We start from the raw sequence: 21,859 nt of genomic DNA on the forward strand, positions 1-21,859 counted from the left end.
AGTTACTTATTAAATTCCGGATGCTTTGACCATTGGTTGGCTGAACCAAGTGCTTTGAGTAATAAAGCTAAAGCAAATATTATGAAAGCCCAGTAGTTTTATTAGCCCGCAAATGAGCAAAGTATAAAAAGGCCACACCGATAACAAGGTTAGACCAACCCCAAAGTACATTAACAACTGCCGATGAAGGTTTGCCGAATGGTGTCTGGTTTTTCTGCCCCAGCACACCCTTTATAAAATGGGGAATCCCATTTGCTATAAACACCGGCCATTTCTGAACATGTTTCCTTCAGGCTATTTCGCAAATCATTGCACCAATGAAAAATAGCGGATGGATACAAGCGACCCCGACCCTACTGATGGACGCAAGATCTTGCTGAGTATAACAGCAAGCGGAGCAGTCCTCAGAGAGTCACTCATCGATTTCTGTGATGAGTGGGCAGCTAAGACGATGCAGGCAATCTTCACCAGAGAAGAGTCTCGTATTGTTGTTAAAGCGACAGATTTGCTTGAACGATTAGCCCGTGCGATAATCTCTTTGAGGATAAACTCAGGAAATATATGGGGAATTGACTGTTTCTGTCCTCACCTTTCACACCAGATTCTGCCCGACTTAAAGCCGTTTTAATGTTTCAGGTTTTAGCTGTTCTCCATGTTCTTCTATTTATTTATGTAAATAATTGCACGGTCAGGTGTGAGATACATTTTCCCATATGCATAGCTGATTGAATAGTCAATTGATTTTTTTGATTTGAAGCATGGCAGCTCTGCATATTGAATGACCTGTTTGTCTTTTACAAAAACGAGTAGATAGATATCATCTCGAAAATCAAGATCACTCGGATCTCTAAACTTGAATCCTAATTCTTTATTTATATTTTTCTGCGATGTGTAGGGGCCAAATAGATAGGCTCGATCCCATTTAAAATGTGTGTAGGAATTAATGTCGATGCTCTTTTTATGTTCAGCAAGCGAGGAAACGTTTTTTTCCAATTGAGTATTATGTTGCGCGCCACTGCACGCAGTAAGGAGTATTAGCTGTAAAAACAGGACACCCACAGCGATCCATTTTTTCAAATTAAGACCTTTTTTCTTTATTTATTGGAGGTAATACTAACTTTATCAACATGATTGGAGGAGAAAAAATCTTCTAAAAACCAGTGTATTATAAAAGTGATGGAAATCGGACAAAGTAACCAATATGTTGAAATTTTTAAAATAGAGTTAATACAAATGCATAAGTTTCTAATCATCATGAAAATCAAAACAAAAGTGACACCAAGTGGCCAGGTTTAACAAAACAATATGATTTGGTTAAATTAGCTTTTAGTTTCCTCTTTTATGATGATAAAAAATGGAAAAATATATTTATGATGAGTAAATATCAAATAAAACATGTCCATATATCCAATGGCTATCATTTATTGCCTTTGTTTTACTGTCAACTGAGAATATCGATTATCACGATGAAGCATAAAAAAATCGGAGGGAGGTATTATCAAATAGGATTAGAGTTAACGAAATTACACAACCAGAGTTATTTTTATGAAATCATGCAACTAAAAAAAGAGATCGGCATTTAAAGCGTTCGTCCAATCTTTTCATGACATCCTTCACCAAAGATCTCTTCATCTCCAAAAACTAAAATCATAGAATCGTTCACTTCCAATCCTGTGACGAACTTTAACTCTTTCTTTGTATAAATCCTTAACTTCAAGAAACCATGGCACGCAGCGTTTACGTTTATGAGTACAGAAATGGCAATGAAAAAGGGCAAAAATAATTCACTTGAAAAATAAAACCTCCGTCGCCTATTGCAGCTTTTTCGGAGGTTTTATTGTCCATTCAATCATGACAATGTTTCCGGCACAGGTACATTCAATTCCTGACCAATTCGTTTCAGATCCTCAGCAGTCTTGTCGTCTACTGAAACCCCGTTCTCGCTGTTTTCAGCATAATATTTATACTCGCGGTCACCCGGAATCTTAATCTCAGTATTCGGCAGATGCTCCAGGTTCCGGATTCGATTAAACATGCTCGTGGCATTGTCCCTCAGTGTATCCAAATCACCAAAGAACGACGGATCAATCGTCATCAGAAATTGACTAAAATCATGTTTGCCGACACTTGTATCTGCAGAAATAGATCCCTGCGCTAAGATTCCTGTCAGTAACTCGACAACCAACGAATTTCCTAACCCTTTGTAATTTGAATTATCTTCTCCAATGCCGCCAAGTGTTAAGACACCGCCGCCTTTTTGATGGGGCGTAAAGGCTGCTGTCGCAAGAATATCCTCAGCTTTCCGGGCATTCTTCACAATTTTACGTTCCTTATCAACCGCCCATTCACCGGGTATTTCCTGATTCTTTTTGTCTAGAACCTGAATTTTACCACTGGATACGACGGACGTTGCTCCGTCAAACACAAACGGATGTGGTTCTGCCGGGAAGGTGAAAGCAAACGCGTTTGACCCCAGAAAAGCCTGTGTTGCATTGGGTGGGACAACCAGCGGTCGCGTATTCGTATTGGCAATTCCAATAAGCCCTTCCTCAACAGCCATTCGCGCCCAATACCCGGCGGTCCCAAAGTGGTTGGAATTTCGGATGACGGCGATTGAAACAACTGATTTCTTCGTTTTCTCAATCAGCTTATGCATAGCCAGTGCGCAGGCCACCTGACCCATATTTTTGTTGGCATCGATCAGTAAACTTGTCGCTGTTTCTTTCAAAACTTTGACTTCATTTTTTGGTTCAATGGTGTGCTCTTTAACCATGTTTACATACCATGCCAATCGCTGAATACCATGAGATGAAATACCGCGCAAATCAGCATCCACCAGTGTATCAGCGAGCAGGGCACTGTTTTCATTTGAAAAACCGATTGCCGCAAATACCTTTTGCAAATATGTACGTTCAGACTCTGCACTAATTCTCATGACAATCTCCCTTTCCGTCCTGTAGTTGGTTTCCTACGGATTCGAATTTTGCCTACTGAAAAAAGCCCTTGCTTTGAAATACAGTTATCAAACAAGGACGATTTTCATCATGATGCCGCTCATTCTCGTGATTCTGACAATTGCCTCAACGCTTATTATACTACAACATAAGCTGGGCAAACGTATCAATGACCCATCGTGGATGTGTGCTTAATCTCTTCGTTTCTCACCAGTTTTACAAATTGCTTAATCCTATTTCTTTCTCTATTAAAGATTTTATATTGTAATGAAAGATACTTGGTGCCCCATAAGATGCATAGTTCGCGGGCATTTCGATTTCATTTATACGCTCAATGGTCCCTCCATGTTGACGCCAATCTGCGGCAATCTGTTTAATTGTGTAGAGATAATCGATCATATCATCTACATCTTTTGCCGTCCCAATGGCTCCATGACCGGAAACGACTTTCTTGATCTTTAGTTTTTTAACCTTTTTCAATATATCAATCCAATGATCCGCATTTCCCTGCCTAACATCAGCATGATATCCGATGTGCATCAGATCAGCCAGGAACAGTATTTGCTCCTTGGGCAGATAAAGAAAGGCATCACTGATTGTATGTCCCCCGCCATAGGTGATAAGTTCGGCCGACATTCTCGCTCCATTTAAAATGATCTTATCGTCAAAAGTGATCGTTGGCAGCGTGAGTTTAAACCTTTCCGTATCTTTTATAATCATTGAATATTCGCCAAGTAAATTCTCCAACTCCTGACGTTTTTCAGGATTCCTTTCTTGTTCAATCTCTGCCTTTGTTTGATCTAAAAGCCCTGTACTATTCTTAAATAGTTCTATGAATTTGGGCTGTTGAGCAGCTATTTGTTTTCGTGTAATTCTTGTACTAATAATCGGTACATTATGAAAGACTTGATCCCCATTTACATGATCAAGATGATAATGGCTATTCAGAACAAGGGTCACTGGTCGGCCCGTTAATTTTTCAGCAGCCATGCGTAAATCGTCGGCAGCCGTAGGTGTAGCGAATGCATCAATTGTTTGATCCCCTATATCAATAATTCCCGCATTTGACCATGATCCTGTTCCCGGTATAGAAAGCGCTGCCCAGACACCATCAGCGAGTGCGGTCAATGAAAAAAATTTAAATTTAGGAAAGGATTCTTTAAACGTGGTCAAATATAGTCAACTCCTTTGACTATTCTTAGATACGGATTTTTAAGTCTCCTGCATGCTTATGATGACTTGTTCTTTCCTATTGGTGAAACTAGGATTCGTTTACAACTCATTTGAAAATTAATAAATACTGGTTATTTAAAGTATTCTTCATCTACCATTACTTGTTCAACCATTTTTGTGTGAATCCCGATCTCTAATTTCTTCATGTAATCAGTCAGCATGTCACCATCAATTAGATCAATAGCTGTTGCACCGTCTCTTTTTGCTTCTCTAATCGCTTCCCGTGTAAATGTACTGGTCGCTATGACAATGCCTTTTTCTGCCCTGCCTTGCATAGAGTCTCTGAAATTACGAATAACGGCAGAACCAACTGGGTTCTGATAGCGTTTCGCCTGAAAAGCAACATGAAAAGTCAATACTGGCCCAAGTTTCATGACACCCAACCCATCAATACCTCCATCATTCGGCCGGCCTTCTATGGATACATTAATAAATCCTAATTCTCGAAGTAACATGCCACAGAGTTTCTCAAAGTCTTTAGGCGAACTTAGATTGATTAACTGCAGTACCTTGTCTTTCCACCTTTCATTTAGACCCTCATTGCTTTCAACTTCCTCGTCGTCATTACTATCCAATACATATTCTTTGAGTTTAGGCTGTTTTTCAAGAATACGTACAGCATTAATAATATCTGCAGAATGAACAAGTTCCGTCTCTTCACCCTTTTGAGTTAACTGCCAAATTCCTCTTTTACTGTTGATGATGTAACCGGCCTTTTTCAAGTAAGTACGTGCCCAGGACGCCCGGTAGGCTAAAGTCGTGGTCGTTTTATTCCACATGATTTCTGCCTGTTCATCAGGTATAGACAATTCTTCAATGATGTGGTCATTAATCTCTTCATTCGAAGCCGAGCCGCCTAAATACTTCAGCGCTTTAAAGGTTGGTTCGATGAGTTGATCATATGTATAATGAAATTTAGAGTGCATTTTCAAACCCCTTCCTCACTGATTCTATCAGATAAATGGATTGTTCCATTTTATTTTCCTTTTTCCCATTCATATGTGCTTATGCCGTCCTCTTCCATAATAAATCTGTTGCCTCTCATTTTCATTAAAACAAATCTATATTTACCTGTTCTCCGATTTCAACCATTGTATCAATTTTTTATTATTTATTTTTGCATACATCTCCATCTAACATAATTTCCCATTTTCGCAACTTCAATTATCATCTATTGTCCTATGATCTTAGGGCCTATATATATTACAATCTCTTAAATGATTAAATTCAAGTCAAGATTGCTGAAAATCCTTTTTATAATAGCAACTCATCAATATAAAAATAATTTTTGGTTTAATGTTAATATATATCATGTAGTGCTATAATAATGGTGCTATGTATTCAAAAAACTAATATTTTAGAAAGCGAGGGTGCATTATGGAAAGCAATACAATCAGCAATAACAAAGACTTTTCTGTAAGTCTGGCTGCTTTTTGGGTAAAGGGCACCATTTTTGTCGATGAACAATTTTTACGTGTAAAAATCCCTAACACCATTCTTTTCGGATTAATTCCGGCTGGATTACAGAAGGACAGTTCACCACTTCAAGCAATTTCAAATGTTTATACTTCATCCTCGTTCAAGCTGGGACGAATGGCTTTAGGTGCCTTGGTCTTTTTGGCAGGAATTGCATCATTAGGCAATTTGGGACTTGGAGCAGTTTTATTAGCACTAATTGGATTCTTAATTTTTGGAAGTGGCATTCTTACTACATTTTCCTACGAAAGATCAGGTATAGAGAAAAAAATTAATTTACCATTTTTTGAAGCAAACCATGCAAGAGAGTTGGCAGAGCAAATCGAAAAAGCCATGAGCACATTTCAAGAATCGCGTAATATTACTAAAAATACTGATCGTATCCTAAACCAGATGCAGTCCAGTGGACAGACTAAAGATTCGATTTGATAGAATCATCAAAAAGATGTCCTGAACTTTAGGGCATCTTTTTAATGTTGCACATTCATTTCCACCAATAAGAGTTAAGTCCGTATACTTGTGTAAATAGGGTGATCTGAATATGAGGAAATGCTTGAAATAGGCTCTGCCCCAACTCAAATCCCCGAATAAAGCTGTCCATTAAAACTTCCGTTTATTAGTCCAATCGTAAAATGTTAAATCAAAAATCAACCCCACCATTCCATTACTTTTGGTGGGGAATCATGTTATATTTACTTGATTTTATCCATTCTACCATTTCCAAAACGAGATTAAACCAGTAGCTTCATTGCAAACAATATTTGTAAATATTTTCCATTCATTCCCACTCTATCGTCGCTGGGGGCTTGGATGTCACGTCATACACGATGCGGTTGACATGTTCGACCTCGTTGACGATCCGGGTTGAGATCTTCTCGAGCACGTCCCATGGGATGCGTGCCCAGTCGGAGGTCATGCCGTCGATCGAGGTGACGGCACGGATCGCGATGCAGTGATCGTAGGTACGGCCGTCGCCCATGACGCCGACGCTTTGGATGTTCGGCAGGACGGTGAAGTATTGCCAGATGTCGCGGTCGAGACCGGCTTTCTTGATCTCTTCACGAAGGATCGCGTCGGATTCGCGTACGAGTTCAAGCTTTTCTTCGTCGATTGCGCCGAGAACGCGGATGCCGAGGCCCGGTCCTGGGAACGGCTGGCGCCAGACGATGTCATTGGAAAGACCGAGCTCGGTGCCGAGCGCGCGGACTTCGTCTTTGAACAGCGTGTTCAGCGGTTCGATCAGCTTGAACTTCATGTCTTCCGGCAGGCCGCCGACGTTGTGGTGCGATTTAATGTTCTGGGATGAGCCGCCGGCACCACTCTCGACAACGTCTGTGTAGAGTGTGCCCTGCACAAGGTAAGAAATGTCCTTGAGCTTGTTGGCTTCGTCCTGGAATAAATAGATAAATTCATTGCCGATGATCTTGCGTTTGCGTTCCGGATCGCTGACGCCTTCGAGCTTGTCCAGGAAACGTTTCTTGGCATCGACATGAATGAAGTTCATATGAAAATGGTTCTGAAATGTGTCAACAACGCCTTCTGCTTCGCCTTTGCGGAGCAGGCCATGATCCACGAAGATACAGGTCAGCTGATCGCCGATTGCTTTATGAACGAGTGCCGCGGCAACGGATGAGTCAACACCGCCGCTCAGCGCGCACAGCACTTTTTGATTGCCGACGGTCGCGCGAATCTTTTCAACCTGTTCGTCAATAAAGTGTTCCATTGACCAGCTTTTTTCCGCGCCGCAGATGCCGTAGACGAAATTGCTGAGCAGTTCGTTGCCGTGTACCGAGTGGCGCACTTCCGGATGGAACTGAACCGCATAGATCTTCTTTTCTGTATTTGCCAGTGCGGCAGCCGGGCATGATTCGCTGCTCGCCTCGATTTTGAAGCCTTCCGGCAGCGTCTTCACACGGTCGCCGTGACTCATCCATACCGTTTGCTGCTCCGGAAGCCCTTTGAAAAGCGGATTTTCCGTATTGGCCGTGATTTCTGCCTTGCCGTATTCACGGTGATCCGCACGTTCTACGGTTGAGCCAAAGTGCCTGCTGATCAGATGCAGGCCATAACAGATACCGAGAATCGGAATGTTCAGGTCGAAAATAGCCGGATCACACAGCGGCGCACCCTCATCATAGACGCTGTTCGGTCCGCCCGAGAAAATAATGCCCTTTGGATTTTTTTCTTTAATCTGTTCTGCTGTCAGCGTATTGGGAAACAATTCACTGTATACGCCTAAATCACGAATACGCCGCGCAATCAATTGGTTGTACTGACCGCCGAAGTCCATGACCAGAATCAAGTTGTTTGCCTGTCCCATCCTTTTGCTCCACCCCATCTGTTTTGATCGATCCGGCGTGCGGACCATTTCCGTGTCCATAACATAATTTATATAAGTCAGCTATTTAAAAAGCCGGAGGCCGAAAGCAGCTTCCAGTTTCGTTCACGATTTCCATTGTCCTGACGCTCTTATGAATTACTTTCCTATTTTAACAATGAATACGATGTTCATCAACCCATCAGATCAAATAGCGCGCGTAAACATAAACGGTCGAAATAATGAGTGACAGCAACATGACAGGGATGCCTAATTTCATAAAACCGAGGAACGTTATCCGGTGACCGCCGCGTCCGGAAAGTCCGGCAACGACAAGATTGGCGCTCGCACCAATCAGCAACCCATTGCCGCCGAGACAGGCGCCAAGAGCAAGACTCCACCAAAGCGGTTTAAGATTCGTCATCCCGAGCTCGCCCATATCTTTAATCAGCGGGATCATCGTTGCAACGAATGGAATATTGTCAATAAATGATGAGGCGATCCCGCTCATCCAGAGAACCAGAAAAGTCGTCGGCAGCGTTTGTCCGCCGGTCAGATTAAGTGCTTGCTTCGCCAGCGCCGCAATCACACCGGTTTCTGCAAGTCCGGCGACGAGAATAAACAGCCCTACAAAAAAGAACAGGGTCGGCCACTCGACACCGGCAAACGCCTGTTCCAGATAACGTTCTCCGGAGATGAGCAAAAGCAGAAAAGCTCCGGCAAGCGCAATCGTTGCCGTGTCCACGTGTGCAGTCTGATGCAGGAAAAAGCCGCTCACGGTAAGCAGCAGGACGAGGAGCGACTTGGTCAGCAACACTTTATCTTTGATTGCACTGCCCGCGTTCAGTTGGGCAATCCGCGCCTGAGCTTCTGCACTGCCTCGCAGAGAACGACGATAAATAATAGCAATCAGGAACAGAGTAGCAGCCGTAATGATCAGAATGACCGGGGCAAGATTCAAAATAAAATCCATGAAACTCAGTTCCGGCACGGCACTGCCGATCATGATGTTCGGTGGATCGCCGATCATTGTTGCAGTGCCGCCGATATTGGCCATAAAGATTTCCGACATCAGAAATGGTGTCGGCGAAATCTCCAGTTCACGGGCAATGCTGAGCGTTACCGGAACAACAAGCAACACAGTGGTAACGTTATCCAGGAAAGCCGAACCAACCGCTGTGATTAGCGAAAAGACGATCAGGAGCGCAAGCGGCCGGCCGTGCACCGATTGCGCCGCGTGAATCGAGATATATTTGAACAATCCTGTCTGTGCCGTAACCGAGACTATGATCATCATGCCAGTCAAAAGGCCGATAGTATTGAAGTCAATCGCTTTGATGGCGGCATCCTGAGAAAGCACACCAAAGAAAATAAGCAATGCGGCACCTGACATCGCAGCGATCGTTCGATGCACTTTTTCCGTAATAATCAGTCCATAAGCCGTAATAAAAATGATGATAGCCATCCATGCTTCATGTTCCATAATTAATGATCTTCCCTTGTTTTTGTTGGATGATGCTCCGTTTTCTTTTGAATTTCCTGGTTCTTCTGTGCGATAATCAATGCAAAGCCGTTATGAAAGGAACCACTGCTTATGAACATTGCATCTGTGCAGCTTCAGATCAACGATACCGACACGGCGGCCGACCGGCTGAAGATGGCCGACGCACAGCTTGACCGCCTAAAAGGCACCGATCTGATTCTGCTTCCGGAGATCTGGATGACCGGTTACAATACCTTTGACCGCTACACGAAGGAAGCAGAACCACTGAACGGGCCTTTCGTCACTCATTTTGCACAAAAGGCCCGCGAATTGAATGCCTATTTATTTGCCGGAAGCTTCGTGGAACAGTCCGGCGGACACTTTTATAACACAAGCGTCCTCTTCAACCGGCAGGGCAGACTGATCGGATCCTATCGTAAAATCCACTTATTTACCTATGGCTCCAAGGAAGGTGAACTGCTGACGCGCGGGACGGATCCAGTGGTTGTCGAGACCGAGTTTGCTAAAGTCGGGCTCGCCACCTGCTATGATCTGCGTTTCCCCGAACAGTTTCGCAAAGAGCTGGATCTTGGTGCGACGATGTTTCTGATTACCTCCGCCTGGCCGCTTGCACGCCTGGCTCACTGGCAGCTGTTCAATGCGGCCCGCGCTGTAGAGAATCAGTGCTTTCTTATCTCCTGCAACTGTGTCGGGACGAATCAGGGTGTTGTGCTTGGCGGGCACAGCCGTGTTGTCGATCCATGGGGCCGGGTGCTTGCAACCGGCGATGAACACGCATCGATCGTTACCGCGAAAATTGATCCTGCTTCTGTCAGCCGAATTCGCGAAGATTTCCCTCAGCTCAGGCATCGCGTTCCAATCGATTAAGTCCGTCGTGCGCGTGATTGTTCACGCGCTATTTGTTTGCGCGCGCCGGTGCCTCTTTTTTGTCAAACAGAAATTTCAGTACCGGCGGCGTCACGAGTGTGCTTAAGATCACGATAATGATCAATGGCGTAAAATACTGTTGATCCAGAAGATGCGCATCAATACCGATGCTGACCAGAATCAGTGCCACTTCGCCTCTCGAAATCATGCCCGACCCGATACGGCTGGAAGACAGCAGCGAAAAACCGCTCAGCCAGGCTCCCAGACCGGAACCGACCAATTTGGTCAAAATGGCGATTACTGTGATGATTATGAGAAAACCCAAATGATGCTCAATGCCGCTGAACGTCACCTTAAGCCCGATGCTGACAAAAAATACGGGAACGAAAATACTGTAGGCAACTGGTTCTATTTTGTGTTCAATGAGTTCCTTAAATGATGTCCGCGCAATCGCTGCTCCGGCAATAAACGCGCCGATGATTCCGGCCACACCAAGCAGATCTGCGTACCAGGAAAAAAGGAACGCTATTGCCAGTGCAGCAGCAATCACTGGCTCTGAAACCCTCAACCGGCCGCACAGCTGGATAAGCCAGGGAACCCCCTTCCATGCTGCCAGAATGGCCGAGGCAAAAAACAGAAATTTTTCAGCAATGATCCACCAGATCGGCGCCTGCGCATCACTGAAAAAACTCATTGCAAAAGCAAGCAGGACGATCACAAGCACATCATCGAGTACGGCTGCGCCAAGCAGCGTCACACTCTCTCTGGTTTGAAGTTTCCCCAGTTCTTTCAGCGTCTGAACCGAGATGCTGACTGATGTCGCAGACAGAGTCAGACCGAGAAACACCGCATGACTCATGTCCATGCCGAGCAGCAAACCGGTCAGGCAGCCAAGCCCAAGCGGGAAGATCACACCGCCCAGCGCCACCGCTGACGAAGCCCGCGCGCTGTCTCTGAGTCCTTCAAGATCCGTTTCCAGACCAGCGATAAACATCAGCATCAGCACACCGATTTCGCTGAAAATATGCATCATTTCCGAATCCGGAACCAGTCCAAGCAGCGCGGGACCGATCAATATACCGATGATCAGTTCGCCGAGAACGGCGGGCTGTCCCAGCCGGACACTGACATGCCCGGCTATTTTTGTTGCCGCAATGATCATTGCAAGCTGAATAATGAATGCCATTTTTCCTCCTTATCTCCCTGAAAAAGCAAAAAGGGAGCCTGTTCTGACAGGCTCCACCTAAGAAAACGTTTCTATTCATTTATCTTATTTTAAGAATACTCAATGCACCACGGCATTGTCAATAGTCTGTTACGCTCTTTCCCAAAAACAGAAAAGTATATGACTTGTCCCCCCAAAAAAAAGAAACGCCTGCACTCGTTCAGGCGTTCGAAAAAGTTGTTCTTATAAAAAGGGGGAGGTTAAACAATTGTTCATTGATTTAACACTTCTTATAGTAACTGCCGTTTATTAAGAAATGCTTAAAACAATGCGTCCGTTTTAAAAAAATATGTGCCATGGATCAGACAGGCAACATTTAATTTAGGCTAAAAAAATAAACCCTTGCGTAAGGGTTCAAAAAGTATAACGTATAACAGGGGGAAGTTAACAAACACAATTTCATTGAACACTTACAGCATAACGGATCTGCTCATAAATGTGTTAATATCGGTAAAATTTTGAAATGGATGTATGATCTTTCACATTATTTCCGATCTTCAATGAAGATGTGGTACGGAACCTTTAAATGAATGATCCCGTTTGAATAAGGCGCAACTTCATATTCCTGAAAAATGATTACAATCCCGTGATGATCGAAATAAAACTGACCGTTCTCAACGTCAACCCCCTTGAATGCGTCAAGAAAGAAATCATAGCGCCCCTCATTTTTCAGTTTTTTCATTTTATCCATTAAATAAGTATTGACTTTTTTCAATTCCTTCTTCGTTTGAATGACCTCATTCAGATGAATATGGCGGCCGCTGCGTGTGTCATAATTATACACAGTTTCTTTGTGCATACCATGGGCACCGCCGGTAAAGGACTCATCCAGAAACGAAACACTGAGCAGACAATCATCGTTAAAGCGTATCGATGGCTGCGTATGCGCGTAGTAAGGCCCTGCCGCACTGATCATCTGATCATGCGCATACTGTTTCTTATATTTTATATCCGTCTTTCTGATTTCTTCAGCATGACGGCGGAAAACCTGGTTGACACGATCCATGGTTTGCTGATCTTCAAAACCTGATGTGAGCACTGGATAGTGGATGCCTTCAGAGAGACGATCAATCCGATAGTGAACTGGAAGGCATGCACCCGCATGTGCATCAGTTGCCGCAAACAGCCATGAACTTAGACTGAGGCAAAGAGCAAGCAAAACAAGCGACTTTTTCTTCAATGTACTGTGTCTCCTTTCTCTGTGCTTAGTATGCCCCGGCACAAATGGGTTATGACGATCAAGGTCATCCATCGGTTTCCTGCTTTTTCATTACATGTTTCTCCGCAAACAACGAACAATAAAGCTGCACCACAATTTGAGGAGATGAAAACAATGGGAAATGGGACTTTTTGGTCTTTTGTTGCCGGATGCGGCGCTACTGCCGCGTTTTTCTGGCTAAGAGGCAACCAGAACAAAATGCCTAAGTGGGCAAAACAGCCGATGGACCAGATGGGAAAAGCCGCACAGAATATTACCGATTCATTCAGCCCGCAAAGCTGACGACGGTACGCAAAAAACTCTCTGCAGGAATGCAGGGAGTTTTTTGATCGGTACATTTTCTGTTAAGATGCATATAATCACGCGTGCCGTCCAAAATAATGGCATCAAAGGAGGTTATTTATATGTCACTGCTCAGCAACTGGGATCGCTGGAAAGACTTTCTGGCTGATCGAATGCACCAGGCAGAGAACCTGGGTGTGAATGATGAAACCATCAATGAGTTCGCAACAAAAATCGGGGACTATTTAGCGGGCCATGTTGATCCTGAGAATGAACAGGAACGTTTGCTTTCGGATTTATGGCGTGTTGCCGATGAACAGGAACATAAAGTCATTGCCCGCCTGATCATGAAGCTTGTCGCAAATAATGGGACTAAGCAGCAGCCGGTCGTTCAGAAATAATGTTTCCCCCAGCTCTCCCTTGAAAATAGCCCATACCAATCTGCCCATTCATTCATATGATGAACTATCACGTGATGAAGGGAGGGTCCGTCATGGGAGCACCCGCAGTTGATGGACACGGAAATGGATTTGGGTATGGCAATGGATTCGCACTCCTCGTCGTACTATTCATCTTGTTGATTATCGTTGGAACCGCGTTTTATTACTAATGAGCGAAAGACGTCACTCAACATCTGTCAGCAAAGAGCGCCCGCAATCTGGTGCTCTTTGCTGCTTTATCCGTTATGAGCATAATTGTCAGAGCCATTTGCCAACTGTAAAATTGCCTTCCAATAGTGCCCAGTTCTCCGGATAGGGAAAGCCGAGTGCCCAGTAAGTGATTCCCCTTAAGTGATATGATCGGACCAGATCAAACTTTGCCTGAGCACTTCTTGCGTCTTCAAACCAGACTTCATGGCGTTGTCCATCACTGCCAGCATAATGATAAAACGGAGACTGTGCTGTTTCATCAAATTGAATCGTGACACTATGCGCGATTGCGCGTTCAAGTGCTTCCTTCGGGCTAAACGTTTCCGCTTCCTGGCCTTCTTTGTGCGGAAGCAGCCAATCACGCGCATACGTTTCAAATCCAAGGGAAATTTTGCTTGCAGGCATGACCGATAATGCGTACGTCACAACCCGCTCCATTTCGTTCACCGGTGATATGGCCTGAGGCGGACCAAATCGATAGCCCCATTCATACGTCATTAAGACAACAAAATCAACGATTCGTCCGTGCGCTTCATAATCGTATGCTACATAGTCCGCCTGTGGCTGATCAACAGCTGTTTTGGGCATCACGGCTGTAGACACGTGATACCCGAGCGGATGCAGGCGGTCAACGACGTACTGCAGAAAATCATTAAATCCCTGCCGATCATCCGGCCGGACACTTTCGAAATCGATGTTTAAGCCACGATATCCTTTTTGCCTCATAACGCGAATCACTGCCGACAGCAGACGATCACGGGTGGACGGAGAAGTAAAAATGGCATGGGCGACATCGGCACCTGGTTCATTCAGTGAAAAATTAGCCAGCGACATAATCGGCATGATGCTGTGCGCATATGCAGTTGCTATTGATTCCTGATCGTCCAGATCATCCAGAGTCCCGTCTTCCGATACATGATAAACAAATGGAATGACATTGGTCAGCTGAGCGTTACGCCGAACAATTTCCGCCGCCGCTTCCGCCGCCGGCTGATAAGTATAGGCGTTCACCTCAATCACCGGTCTTTCAGGCGCAAAAACAGGCGGCATGGATGGAATGACCAATGCCTGACCAGGAACAAGCCGGTCAGGAAAAGCGAGATCATTTAACGCAACCACATTCACGAGCGGCACCTGATATCGGTTCGCAATGCCCCACAATGATTCTCCATCCTGTACAACATGAATGTTCATGATTCATGACTCCTCTCACAATAACCGTGATCTTCATTAGAAAATTTGGCTTCACCAAGCTTCTGGCGAAGGCGAAGCCGCCGTCGCACTTATACTATGTTCCTTAAAATTTATATGCTTTCTTATAGTATTAAATAAATCTATTCCTCCCATAATTTATGAACCCGCGAGAATAAATAAGCGATTCTTTCGAATATATTCAGTCAAATAATCTTCTGGATGATCCGGGAAAGCAGATCAAATGAACTTCAGTGTATGTATGTGTAGAATAGACGATGAAGACTCAATAATGAGGGGGCCTATGGCTTGAAAGCAATTGTGATTCATCAATACGGCGGTGCTGACCAGCTCCATGAGGCAGAAGTGCCAATGCCTGAACCGGAGGCACATCAGGTCATCGTCCGATTGTCCGCCACTTCCATCAATCCGATTGACTGGAAATTAAGAGAAGGTTATCTGAAACAGGCCTTTGACTGGACATTTCCTATTATACTTGGCTGGGATGTCGCCGGAGTGATTGTCAGGACCGGTGACCAGGTCAGTGAATGGAAGGCGGGAGATCGTGTCTTCGCCAGACCGGCAACGACTCCCAGAGGTTCTTATGCTGAATATACAGCAGTAGATGAAGACCTTCTTGCACGCATACCTGATCATTTATCCTTTGAAGAAGCCGCAGCCATTCCGCTTGCGGGACTTACTGCCTGGCAGGCACTTTTTGATTATGGAAAGCTTAAAACGGGAGAAAAAGTGCTCATTCATGCCGGCGCCGGCGGTGTGGGGTCACTTGCCATTCAATTTGCCAAATACAAGGGGGCCAGCGTGTACACGACTGCAAGCGCAAAAAATCACGATTTCGTTAAGAAACTTGGCGCTGATGAAACCATTGATTATCAGTCGCAGGATTTCACCCGTGTGCTTCATGATATGGATCTCGTATTTGACACAGTGGGAGGGCAAGTTCAGCGAGAAAGCTTCAAAGTGCTGAAAAAGGGATCAGGCAGACTTATATCTATTGTCAATGCTCCTGATCCGCAGCTCATCTCTGAGTACCATGTACAGGCACAGTCCATCTGGCTGAAAGAAAACGGCCGCCAGTTAAAAGAGATTGCTGACCTGCTTGCATCAGGAAAAGTAAAAGCATCTGCCGGCACGACTCTCCCCTTTTCTGAAAAGAGTATCAGAGAGGCGCACAGACTGAGTGAAACCGGTCATGCACGCGGTAAAATTGTCGTTAGCTTTGACTCCTTTACAAAAGAAGCAGAGTGAATCAAAAAGCGGTGCCTCATCGGTTCAGCATCCGGTGAAGCGCCGCTCAATTTATTTATCTACCTGCAAGCATTCGATTCGCCCGTTCAGTTCCAGAAAGCGTCATCACCGAAATCGACGTGAGAGGCAGCTTCCTGCCATTCCTCAAAATCTTTTCGCACATCATCGAACTGCTGCAGAGCTCGTGGAACCGTGCCTTTACCGAGCGGGAGATGGAGCGGGCTGTTTTCCGCTTCAACTGCCTTGATGATCGCTTTTGCGGCAAGATCCGGACTACCAGGCTGTTTGCCGGAATTATTGCGAAGCTGCTTTACTTTTTCCCCAGCCGTCGCGTCATAATCCGTGATCTTCACCTGTCGCTCCGGTGCTGAACTTCCGGCCCAGTCCGTACGGAACGGACCCGGCTCAACTAACGTCACTTTAATTCCAAGCGGTCCGACTTCCTGTGCCAGTGCCTGCGAAAAGCCTTCTACTGCGAATTTTGACGCATTGTAATAGCCAAGTGCCGGCGCGGAAGAAAGTCCGGCGATAGATGAAATATTGACAAAGTGACCGCTTCCCTGACTCCGGAATGTTGGCAGGACGGCACGTGTCAGATCGCTCAGTCCCCAGAAGTTGGTTTCAAAAAGCTGGCGTACCGCTTCTTCATCCGCTTCTTCAATGGCCCCAAAGTAACCGAATCCGGCGTTGTTTACAAGCACATCGATTCGCCCAAAGTGATTCAGCGCCTTTTGCAATGTGCTGCGTACCTGCGCCTGATCCGTGACGTCGAGCGGAAGGGCCAGAACCTGATCTTTTCCCTCAGCCAGTTCAGAAACCGTTTCAACGCGCCGCGCGGTGACCACGACAGGATAGCCGAGACGGATCAGTTCCCTGCTCAGAGAAAGCCCGAACCCTCTCGACGCTCCAGTAATAAACCACACTTTCTTCATCAGATCATCCCTCCCTGAATGTCCTAAGTATATAATCTGCTTCTCACTCTCCGCAACTGAACACCCTTATGCAGCGCCAAATTATTTCTTCATCGGACGTCCGCTTGATGACCATGTGTTTGTCAGCCGATATCGATGCGGAGGTTACCGGGATAAATATGTTTCAGCTACCTGTGCAGTGTGCTCCGTACCCATTAGCACACCCCTGAAAGAGACGTTGCTCAAAATTGGATTATGACGCTATATGAATCAACCGGCAATCAAGGCTGCAACAGAAGCTCGCATAAAGGGGAAAGAAGAAGGGTGCAGATCTTTCTGCACTTTATCAAGGAAAATAAGTAAAAGAATAGAGATGACGGTAAGTAAGCCAATCATACAAAAAATACGCAGGATCGAAAAGACCAAAGAATGATCAGAAGCTATTGTAAATATGCAAAGGCTTGTCTAACGGCAATAAACACTGAAAAACAATATAACAGTGTAAGATTGCTCTTCTCGCCTATTGTTCCTCATTCTTTATACACGACCAAAACGGAATAAAACAGATGCACATCATTTCCCGGAACCAAGTCATCCATCGCTCTAAGCGACGTGATGAATTTGATTTCCTTAGTTGATTCATGTGCAATAAGAAATTCGTTAACCGAGTTTTCAAGATGCGCTGCATCATGATCTGTAAATACTTTTATTTTCACGCCAACATCTCCAATTATATGATTATTAATGATTATGCAATTGGAGAAAGGTTATGCATTAGAAAACCTGGCTTTGCCAGGCCTTTGACACGGGCGAAGCCGCCGTCACACTTACACTATAATCCGCTGAATTTTAAACTTTCTTATAGCTAAAATAAAAACACCTCAAGGGTGCCAAACATACAGACGGCCTCTGCCTCAACGCGCAATACTGAAATTTTCACCTGTTATATCCTTGGCTGCCCGTTCAAACCACAGAGTGCGTTTATGTTTATTCATCTTCATCCCAGCGCTTCACTGATATGGCTTTTGAGCCGGTAAGCGGGCTGCTTGATCACATTGTTTTCATCCTTATTAATCTCAACTTTAAAAATATTGCCATAATCTTTTTTTCACAGCATTTTAATCACATCACTTGAGTTTCTGCCGAGCTCTTCTGCGATTGCTGTGGATTTCATGACCTCATTTTCTTTCAGCAGTGATACAATCTCCAAGAGTGTCTTGTTTTTTTTAATTGCTGACGTTTCCATTCCTCTATATCATTGTTCGTCAATGTGAGCAAAAATAATGGTAGTCTTTTAGTCCCGATTCCGGCTTCAAATGTGAACATTATGTGACTTGTTGTTCAAAGACCGTAGTTCACTACAAATGGGCGCATTTTAGAAAAACCGGGCAAAAAGCGTCTGGTCCTTGCTTCCGCACGATGCGGTGGCTTCCACGTTGCGCGCAGGACGTATGCGCATTTAGCAAAAGTTCCTTATAGTACGAGAAAATGCGGACCTTCCGCATGCTGAACGATTTGCCGGGGGCGGATTCATTCATATTTCTGGCCGATCATTACCTGTTATACGAAAAAAGAACATCAATTAACGCACGCCCTGTTAATCAATGTTACCTTATAAATACGACATCAGTTTATCCATTCCAATATACCCTTTAAATCATCATGAACGGAGTCAGGCTGCTGATTCAGCTCTTCAACGGGTAAATGATGGCGATTAATCCAGGCTGTCCTGAATCCAAAGCTTTTCGCACCCGAAATATCCCATCCATTGCAGGAGAAGAACAGTACCTCTTCACGATTAACCGCCAGTCGATTGAGTACTTGTGTATACGACGCCGGGGTCGGTTTATATTGTTTGACTTCATCAACACTGATGACTTGTTCAACATACGGAGACAGCCCGGAACTTTCAATCAGCGGATCCAGCATATCCCGAGAACCATTGGAAAAAATCGCCACTGTTCCCGTTCCCTTTAATTCTTTTAATGCAGAAACAACCTCCGGATACAGTTCAAGGTGCTCGTATGACTTCATTAAATCCACCATTTTACTGGCATCATATTCAAGATGAAGCTGGTGAATGGCATACTTTAAAGCGGCCTGAGTGATCTGGCTAAACGGTTTATACTGGCCCATTAACTGCCTTAAAAATGAGTACTCAACCTGCTTGTCACGCCATAAAACGCTCAGCTCAGCCCCTTTGTCTCCATAAAGCGCCACACACTTTTCCTTAACAGAATAGACATCAAACAACGTTCCGTAAGCGTCAAAAACAAAGGCCTTTATCGACATTTAAAGTTTCCCCCTCAGCATTTGTTGTGGATTCCACGACTTCATTTTACATCAGTAATGAAACAAAATACCAAAAACGGCCTGTTTCATTCTCTACTTGTGACCGTTGTTCGCAATTTACATGTTCAATTTCTCCTATTTCGGTACTCCATTGGTTATCCTTAACCCTGTCCAATTCTGTTTCATGGAAGTTCGCCGTTCGACTGATCGAGGCTTCTTACCTTGTGATGCATATATATCATGAAAATGGAGAAACCAAGAAAAAAAGGTGATTTCATGCTAGGGCTTTTGAGTGCGGTCGTGCTTTTTAATGCATTCGCCTTTTTCACCAATTCCAGATTAACAAAAAGCCAGATTTTACAAATTTGGACATTCACAATTGCTTTTCAAATTTTTGTTGATACATACATGAACCAAAAGTTTCACGGATACTGGTACTTTGACAGAGGCATCGATCTTAAAGCAATACCTGCATTAATTGTGTTGATTCCTCCCGTCAATATGATCTTTCTGAACAGATATCCTTTTGGCTATCCTTTACTTAAACGGATCATGTACGTCATCCTTTGGGCAATCGGTATTACTTTGTATGAATGGCTCGCGGTTTTACCGGAGCCATGGGGCTATTTTCGTTACGGCTGGTGGAAAATAACCTATTCACTGCTGGTGAATCCGTTGCTGCTTTATATCGTTGTCAAGTTTTATGAACTGGTCAGAAAGTTTGAAAATGAGTCTTAATTGGATCCGCTCGTAAAATGCAGTCCGGATGAAGAATTTAAACAGGATATTGTCCATCAAACAGATTGTGCAAAAGGAGTCCATAATGCAGGACTCCTTTTGATTTGATATTCGATATCGCGATAATAGCAATCATTCAGCTGCGAAAGCCTGATCGATCAGCTCATATTCGTCATTTGATAGCCGGACCTCAGCCGCCCGTGCAATGCCTGGAATCTGACCGGCATTTCTTGCGCCGGGAATCACTGCGGTTAAATCAGGATTGGCCAGATACCATGCCAGTACGACCTGAAGCACATCCACCTGGTGACGCTGTGCAATCGGCCGGATTGCGTCCACCGCATTCATTGTTTTCCGGAATGATTCACCCGTGAATTTTTCATTTTTACTGCGCGGATCGTGTTCATCAAATGTCGAATCCTTCGTATATTTCCCGGTGAGCAGACCGGATTCAAGCGGGAAGTACGGAACAAAGGAAATATGTTCGTCTTTTAGATAAGGAAATAATTTTTTCTCTTCATCGCGATGAATCAGGCTGTAGTAATTCTCGACCACATCGACGTAGCCATCCCTGTTTGCATCTATGGCCTGTTCAAGCGTGAAATTTGAAATGCCGATCGCTCTTATTTTCCCTGCTGCCCGCATATCCTGAAGCGCGCCGACAGCCTCACTTTTCGGTGTTTTTTCATCTGGAAAATGAATGTAGAAAATATCGATGTAGTCCGTTTTCAAACGTTTGAGTGCGTCATCCACTGACTTTTTCAGAAATTGCGGTTCATTATTCAATATCATTTCACCACTGGAGAAGTCATGAGCTGCCTTATCGGCAATAATAACCTGATCCCTCGGAAAATCAGCAATAACTTCGCCAATCAATTCTTCGGAACGACCTTTACCGTACATAAAAGCCGTATCAAGCAGCTGAATTCCTGATTCAAGCGCAGCACGCACCACTTGCCGACCATCTGATTCCGATAAATCAGGAAACAGATTGTGCCCACCGACTTTGTTCGTGCCCAGTCCAAGCGGTGCTGTTTCAACCTGACTTTTTCCGATTTTTACCTTCTTCATCACCATTTCCACCTCCGCATTGGCTTAACACTTTTAATATAACACAGCGGGTCATCCAATTCCGTTCTCAATGCTTAGAGCGGCGGCAAGGGCATATCAATGATCAAAGACGGCGAATGATACGCGCTGGGTTACCGGCAATAATGACGTTATCCGGAAAGGAACGCGTGACAACCGCTCCCACCCCGACCACAACATTATCACCCAGTGTAACGCCCGGAACGATGATTGCACCGCCGCCGACCCATACATTATTCCCGATGGTCACCGGCCTCCCCATACCGATCATGGCGGCTCGTCTTTCAGCATCCAGCGGGTGTTCAGCTGCATAGATTTGCACATGTGGCGCCAGCAAACAATGGTTGCCGATTGTTATAGGCGCTACATCAAGCATCACACAATCATAATTGCACAGGAATTCGTCGCCGACGGAAATATTATAGCCAAAGTCACAGCGAAACCCCGGCTGAACATCCGCATTTTTTCCAACATGTTTAAAAAGCTTGCGCAAAATTTTCTGTTTCTTCTTGTACTGTCGATCCGTCAGGGCGTTTAATTGCCGCACAAGTTTCCGTGCATGAAATACGTCATTCATGAGTTCCTGGTCACGTATTTGATAAGGCTCACCCGCGAGTAATTTACGCTTATTGATATTCATCG

General features: G+C 44.6%; 21 protein-coding genes. 7 read left to right on the forward strand and 14 right to left on the reverse strand.

The window, feature by feature from the left end; all coding sequences use genetic code 11:
* Positions 1-660: 660 nt before the first annotated feature.
* The 4 genes from M3N64_RS12995 to M3N64_RS13010 all read right to left on the reverse strand — a co-directional run bounded on the left by M3N64_RS12995 (position 661) and on the right by M3N64_RS13010 (position 5,113).
* Positions 661-1,077, reverse strand: a complete 417-nt coding sequence (locus tag M3N64_RS12995) for a hypothetical protein (RefSeq protein WP_249103502.1) — start codon at positions 1,075-1,077, stop codon at positions 661-663.
* 772 nt (positions 1,078-1,849) lie between these two features.
* On the reverse strand, positions 1,850-2,935 hold the full coding sequence (locus M3N64_RS13000) for an Ldh family oxidoreductase (RefSeq protein ID WP_249103504.1): 1,086 nt from the start codon (positions 2,933-2,935) through the stop codon (positions 1,850-1,852).
* Positions 2,936-3,170: 235 nt separating this feature from the next.
* A complete protein-coding gene (locus M3N64_RS13005) occupies positions 3,171-4,127 on the reverse strand; it encodes an MBL fold metallo-hydrolase (RefSeq protein ID WP_249103505.1) in 957 nt (318 codons plus the stop codon).
* Positions 4,128-4,258: 131 nt separating this feature from the next.
* On the reverse strand, positions 4,259-5,113 hold the full coding sequence (locus M3N64_RS13010) for a restriction endonuclease (RefSeq protein WP_249103515.1): 855 nt from the start codon (positions 5,111-5,113) through the stop codon (positions 4,259-4,261).
* A gap of 451 nt (positions 5,114-5,564) precedes the next feature.
* On the opposite strand from M3N64_RS13010, the gene M3N64_RS13015 reads away from it, so the two are divergent.
* The gene (locus M3N64_RS13015) at positions 5,565-6,092 is read left to right on the forward strand and encodes a DUF2892 domain-containing protein (protein WP_249103517.1); all 528 of its coding nucleotides are present in this window, start codon (positions 5,565-5,567) and stop codon (positions 6,090-6,092) included.
* Between the two features lie 349 nt (positions 6,093-6,441).
* On the opposite strand, the gene guaA is transcribed toward M3N64_RS13015, so the two are convergent.
* Both guaA and M3N64_RS13025 read right to left on the reverse strand, forming a co-directional pair.
* Positions 6,442-7,983, reverse strand: coding sequence for a glutamine-hydrolyzing GMP synthase (guaA, locus tag M3N64_RS13020; protein ID WP_249103524.1), 1,542 nt, complete (start codon positions 7,981-7,983; stop codon positions 6,442-6,444).
* A gap of 199 nt (positions 7,984-8,182) precedes the next feature.
* Positions 8,183-9,463: an ArsB/NhaD family transporter gene (locus M3N64_RS13025; RefSeq protein ID WP_249103526.1), complete on the reverse strand. Its 1,281-nt coding sequence runs from the start codon at positions 9,461-9,463 to the stop codon at positions 8,183-8,185.
* Positions 9,464-9,574: 111 nt separating this feature from the next.
* Between M3N64_RS13025 and M3N64_RS13030 the strand changes: the two genes are divergently transcribed.
* Complete coding sequence (locus M3N64_RS13030) at positions 9,575-10,351, forward strand: carbon-nitrogen family hydrolase (RefSeq protein ID WP_249103527.1); 777 nt, start codon at positions 9,575-9,577, stop codon at positions 10,349-10,351.
* 28 nt (positions 10,352-10,379) lie between these two features.
* On the opposite strand, the gene M3N64_RS13035 is transcribed toward M3N64_RS13030, so the two are convergent.
* Positions 10,380-11,537 carry a cation:proton antiporter gene (locus M3N64_RS13035; protein ID WP_249103530.1) on the reverse strand — a complete coding sequence of 386 codons (1,158 nt, stop codon included), beginning with the start codon at positions 11,535-11,537 and terminating at the stop codon, positions 10,380-10,382.
* 523 nt (positions 11,538-12,060) lie between these two features.
* Positions 12,061-12,828 carry a DUF3298 and DUF4163 domain-containing protein gene (locus M3N64_RS13040; protein ID WP_249103532.1) on the reverse strand — a complete coding sequence of 256 codons (768 nt, stop codon included), beginning with the start codon at positions 12,826-12,828 and terminating at the stop codon, positions 12,061-12,063.
* A gap of 81 nt (positions 12,829-12,909) precedes the next feature.
* On the opposite strand from M3N64_RS13040, the gene M3N64_RS13045 reads away from it, so the two are divergent.
* From M3N64_RS13045 to M3N64_RS13055, 3 genes are all read left to right on the forward strand, one after another.
* Complete coding sequence (locus M3N64_RS13045) at positions 12,910-13,077, forward strand: hypothetical protein (RefSeq protein ID WP_249103534.1); 168 nt, start codon at positions 12,910-12,912, stop codon at positions 13,075-13,077.
* A 122-nt stretch (positions 13,078-13,199) separates the two neighbouring features.
* Positions 13,200-13,478 carry a DUF3243 domain-containing protein gene (locus tag M3N64_RS13050; RefSeq protein WP_249103536.1) on the forward strand — a complete coding sequence of 93 codons (279 nt, stop codon included), beginning with the start codon at positions 13,200-13,202 and terminating at the stop codon, positions 13,476-13,478.
* Positions 13,479-13,570: 92 nt separating this feature from the next.
* The gene (locus M3N64_RS13055) at positions 13,571-13,687 is read left to right on the forward strand and encodes a YjcZ family sporulation protein (protein WP_249103539.1); all 117 of its coding nucleotides are present in this window, start codon (positions 13,571-13,573) and stop codon (positions 13,685-13,687) included.
* An 88-nt stretch (positions 13,688-13,775) separates the two neighbouring features.
* On the opposite strand, the gene M3N64_RS13060 is transcribed toward M3N64_RS13055, so the two are convergent.
* A complete protein-coding gene (locus tag M3N64_RS13060; RefSeq protein ID WP_249103541.1) occupies positions 13,776-14,921 on the reverse strand; it encodes a glycosyl hydrolase family 18 protein in 1,146 nt (381 codons plus the stop codon).
* Between the two features lie 306 nt (positions 14,922-15,227).
* Here M3N64_RS13060 and M3N64_RS13065 point away from each other — a divergent pair, with 306 nt between their 5' ends.
* Entirely contained in the window at positions 15,228-16,187 is a 960-nt protein-coding gene (locus M3N64_RS13065) for an NADP-dependent oxidoreductase (RefSeq protein WP_249103543.1), read from the forward strand.
* A gap of 86 nt (positions 16,188-16,273) precedes the next feature.
* On the opposite strand, the gene M3N64_RS13070 is transcribed toward M3N64_RS13065, so the two are convergent.
* From M3N64_RS13070 to M3N64_RS13080, 3 genes are all read right to left on the reverse strand, one after another.
* Complete coding sequence (locus tag M3N64_RS13070; protein ID WP_249103544.1) at positions 16,274-17,119, reverse strand: oxidoreductase; 846 nt, start codon at positions 17,117-17,119, stop codon at positions 16,274-16,276.
* A 509-nt stretch (positions 17,120-17,628) separates the two neighbouring features.
* Complete coding sequence (locus tag M3N64_RS13075) at positions 17,629-17,814, reverse strand: hypothetical protein (protein WP_249103546.1); 186 nt, start codon at positions 17,812-17,814, stop codon at positions 17,629-17,631.
* A 910-nt stretch (positions 17,815-18,724) separates the two neighbouring features.
* Entirely contained in the window at positions 18,725-19,390 is a 666-nt protein-coding gene (locus M3N64_RS13080; protein WP_249103548.1) for a haloacid dehalogenase type II, read from the reverse strand.
* A 240-nt stretch (positions 19,391-19,630) separates the two neighbouring features.
* Here M3N64_RS13080 and M3N64_RS13085 point away from each other — a divergent pair, with 240 nt between their 5' ends.
* Positions 19,631-20,128, forward strand: a complete 498-nt coding sequence (locus tag M3N64_RS13085) for a hypothetical protein (protein WP_368389920.1) — start codon at positions 19,631-19,633, stop codon at positions 20,126-20,128.
* A 132-nt stretch (positions 20,129-20,260) separates the two neighbouring features.
* Here the strand turns inward: M3N64_RS13085 and M3N64_RS13090 are convergent, their stop codons facing one another.
* Positions 20,261-21,199 (reverse strand): aldo/keto reductase, encoded by a 939-nt coding sequence (locus tag M3N64_RS13090; protein ID WP_249103550.1) that lies wholly within the window; start codon positions 21,197-21,199, stop codon positions 20,261-20,263.
* Positions 21,200-21,302: 103 nt separating this feature from the next.
* Positions 21,303-21,857, reverse strand: coding sequence for a sugar O-acetyltransferase (locus M3N64_RS13095; protein WP_249103551.1), 555 nt, complete (start codon positions 21,855-21,857; stop codon positions 21,303-21,305).
* Positions 21,858-21,859: the final 2 nt, after the last annotated feature.

Source organism: Sporolactobacillus mangiferae, from assembly GCF_023336505.1.
In the GTDB taxonomy this organism is placed as follows: Bacteria; Bacillota; Bacilli; order Bacillales; family Sporolactobacillaceae; genus Sporolactobacillus; species Sporolactobacillus mangiferae.